Origin of the sequence: uncultured Caballeronia sp. (assembly GCF_964243625.1) — a bacterium.
Classification (GTDB): Bacteria; Pseudomonadota; Gammaproteobacteria; order Burkholderiales; family Burkholderiaceae; genus Caballeronia.
The window spans coordinates 1-2337 of the sequence record NZ_CAXTGZ010000802.1; the positions used below are offsets into that span (position 1 = coordinate 1).

Genomic DNA, 2337 nt, shown 5'->3' on the forward strand with positions numbered 1-2337 from the left:
AATCCCCGCCGTTTTATCGCGAAGACTTTTGTATGGAGGCGGGCGTCGATGATTTCATCATGCGCGGCGGCAGCATGATCGTCGATCCGCTCGGCAAGGTGCTTGCCGGACCCGTGTTCGACACAGAGACGATTCTTTATGCGGATATCGATACCACTATCGGCCGCGCCAGCAATCTCGACTTCGATGTGGCCGGCCACTACTCGCGGCCGGAAGTGTTCCATCTGTCGGTCAATACCGCGCCAATGCCACCCGTAACATTCGCGCCGAAGTAATCCACTTCGAATCTCGAACGGCCGCAAAAAAGCCCAGGCGCTGGCTCTGGGCAAGTCCACCAGCATGTAGACCGGTGGAGGAGGTTCTTTAAAAGCAAGCTGACCGCTTATTTTTATTGATAGCGGTCAGCGTTCCATGCGGCTGCAGCCTCTACTGCCGGATCAGCTTAGTGACCGAAGTAGACCGGCTTGACTCCGTTCGCTGTGCCCGTATATGCCGGCGCGTGATAGGCACCCGATGCTGAAGAGGTATCCGCAACGCCACCGTAACTGGCTTGGTCATTCCGAGCTGCGATCTTCGCGTCGGCCGCCTGAATCTCTGCCGGATATGTCGTACGGTCCGTCGTCGGGTTGTAACCGGCCCGTTCGACCTGAACGAGCTGCGCCTTCACATCAGCGCGGGTCAGCGGTTGACTTTGAGCAAATGCGGAGAAAGCAGGGACGGCCAGCGCAGCCGCAACGATGATGGTTGAAAGTTTCATGATGCTTACCTCCAGATCTTGTTTTCGCGCAAACACCCGTTTGCGTTTCAGTGAATTCAGTATAGGTAAGCGCACGCTTAACATTCATGTCAGAAAAGACAAAGCATTGTTGCGGCGTTTGCGATAACGGCTGGACGACGATCGAACTACGCTTCCCGAACAGCCGACTACGTTATTAATATTGTGCAATTCGGAATTATTAATTGCGCATATCGATAAAAATCAAAGTTGGTTAATCAGACGATTCTATTTACCGCACCAAATGGAAGCGAAAACGAAACTGCATCCGCTGCCATTCGAAAACATCATGTAATTGCATTTAAAGGAAGCGTAATGCCGCCCGAGGGGTTTTGACTTTTTCATAAAGCTGTACTAGATTAAAAGCAACTCGCGTCTTCCACGAAAGTTGTTGCCAAACATTTTCAGTGCGAGTTAGAGACCGTAAGCGGGCTTACGGTCTCGCCCTTAAACTGCCCATCCTGCATTCATTTGCCGATGGGCATCTTTCGTTTATTAATCAGCGACTTCGATTGACTTGATCAAGTTGCAAAAGGGCAACAGCTTTAATTACTCGTTTTTTTGAGATGTATGCTCTGCGCTGATTCGCTTCCTGATTTTTTATCGCGTGGAGAACGGAATGAAAAAGATCGCTTTAAGTGCGCTTTCGTTGACGCTGTTCGGAATGACCGGCGCCGCCTATGCTCAATCCAGTGTCACGCTATACGGCACTATCGATGCAGGTGTCGGTTACGTTAAAACCAGTTCGGGCGCTCGCTGGGGTTTCATTGACGGCACGCTTTCTGGTGATCGCTGGGGCTTGAAGGGATCTGAAGATCTCGGCGGAGGTCTGAAAGCAATTTTCGATTTGGAAAATGGCTTCGACATTGCCAATGGCACGCTTGGACAGGGAGGCAAGGAGTTCGGGCGGCAAGCGTTCGTCGGGTTGACCGGGGATTCCTGGGGTACTGCCACGATCGGCCGCCAGTACGATCCGCTCGTCGACATGGTCCAGCCAATCACCGAAGACAACTACTTTGGCAGCGCCTTCGCGACGCCGGGCGACGTCGACAACTACGACAACAGCTTGCGCGTGTCCAATGCGCTCAAGTACGTCTCGCCGAATTTTGCCGGGCTGCAGTTTGAAGGCCTGTATGCGTTCAGCGGTCTTGCCGGTCGCACGGGTCAGGGTTACACGTACAGCGGTGCGGTCACGTACAACAACGGCCCGCTCGGCATTGCCGGAGGTTACTTCCTCGCGACCAATCCGAACCCGACCGCCGGCGCCTTCCGCGACGGTTGGGATCCGACCTCGTCGTCGGACGCGATTTTCGACGGCGCCATCAATACGGGCTACGCTACCGCCAAATCGCTCGGCATCGCGCGCGGTGCGATCCAGTACGCCATCGGGTCGTTCACGGTGGGCGCGTCGTACAGCAATGCGCAGTACAAAAACGACGGCGCGTCGACGTTCGCCAGCACCGAGAAATTCAATATTGGCAGCGCGTTCGTGAACTATCAGTTGACGCCTGCCATGTTGCTGGGGGCGGGTCTGTGGTGGGTCAGCCGACGTCTGTTCGGCA

The 2337-nt window shown here is 54.5% G+C and carries 3 protein-coding genes; 2 read left to right on the plus strand and 1 reads right to left on the minus strand.

Annotation, left to right across the window (positions count from 1 at the left end; all coding sequences use genetic code 11):
* Positions 1–275: nitrilase-related carbon-nitrogen hydrolase (locus ACFFAR_RS31080; protein ID WP_375509213.1), on the plus strand; the 275-nt coding region annotated here is incomplete at its 5' end.
* A gap of 167 nt (positions 276–442) precedes the next feature.
* On the opposite strand, the gene ACFFAR_RS31085 is transcribed toward ACFFAR_RS31080, so the two are convergent.
* On the minus strand, positions 443–757 hold the full coding sequence (locus ACFFAR_RS31085; protein ID WP_375509214.1) for a DUF4148 domain-containing protein: 315 nt from the start codon (positions 755–757) through the stop codon (positions 443–445).
* Positions 758–1394: 637 nt separating this feature from the next.
* Here ACFFAR_RS31085 and ACFFAR_RS31090 point away from each other — a divergent pair.
* A partial coding sequence (locus ACFFAR_RS31090; protein ID WP_375509215.1) for a porin occupies positions 1395–2337 on the plus strand: 943 nt, incomplete at its 3' end.